We start from the raw sequence: 973 nt of genomic DNA on the forward strand, positions 1-973 counted from the left end.
TACAGCTTTGCGGACGAGCACGACCGATCCAAGGCCCATGATGACAACAGCTAATGCCGTGGAGCCCCAGAAGCCCAGGTCATCGCGAAAGACGCCTGAAACAAACAACGCGACAGAGAACAGCCAGAACTGCGAGGAGACAGCGGCCTTTTCCCACCTGCCCCGGGGCGAGGGTTTGAGCATCTCGACGGCCATGACCGCATCCTATTGCCGACCTGTCACATTGCGCTCCACCCCAACCTCGGATCGGTTTTTCCGGGGCGGTACCAGGGCGTTGAACCGGGAGGTCAGCCCGCCGAGCAATTGTCCGATGCCCACGGTGCACATCCGCCTGGACTGCCCACCAGCGGCCTCCCGGCGGTCCTGGTTCAAGCCGTCCGGGTGGTCCTGAATCTGGTTGACGTACCCAGATGGGACGTTCGCGCGACACTTAGTTAAATCCGGCCGCAAATACCGATCAGCCAGATCAGCAGGACGACTGCGCCGGCGAAGGTGAGCTGTCCGATCGAGGTAGCCGGCGCCGGGGATAAGCTGGTCACGGTCGGCCCGGTATCCGCGGCGGCGGGTTTCACGACGTAGGACTTTGCATGGATACCTACTGTCGAAGGTCCTGGCGAAGGTCAGTTGTCGCGGGACCGGCTGGGACGGCGGGGGTTCGGGGCCAGGTCCAGGCGGCGCGCAGGATGAAGGCCAGGATCAGCACCTCGACTCCGATAGTGAGGGCGTAGTAAAAGGCGTAGTCCCAGGACGCCCCTGCCGCGTTGAACACCATGACGGGGATGTACAGCGATGCAACGACGAGGTTCGTGGCGCGGTTCACACGGGCGGGCAGCGTCATGGAGAGCATGATCATCAGGGCCGGGATCGCGATAATCACGAAGAAAATGGACATCAGTGTGCCGCTGATGTCGAACTCGAAGATGACGCCACCGCGAATTAAGTCGATTTCGCCGGGCTGGTAGAGGTGGTAGTA

General features: G+C 61.9%; 2 protein-coding genes. Both read right to left on the reverse strand.

What is annotated here, in order from left to right; all coding sequences use genetic code 11:
* Positions 1 to 195 (reverse strand): hypothetical protein (locus BJG92_RS17865; protein WP_232085320.1); only part of this gene is annotated, 195 nt, incomplete at its 3' end.
* Positions 196 to 595: 400 nt separating this feature from the next.
* Positions 596 to 973: DUF6326 family protein (locus BJG92_RS17870; protein ID WP_232085321.1), on the reverse strand; the 378-nt coding region annotated here is incomplete at its 5' end.

Origin of the sequence: Arthrobacter sp. SO5, assembly GCF_020532805.1 — a bacterium.
Classification (GTDB): domain Bacteria; phylum Actinomycetota; class Actinomycetes; order Actinomycetales; family Micrococcaceae; genus Arthrobacter.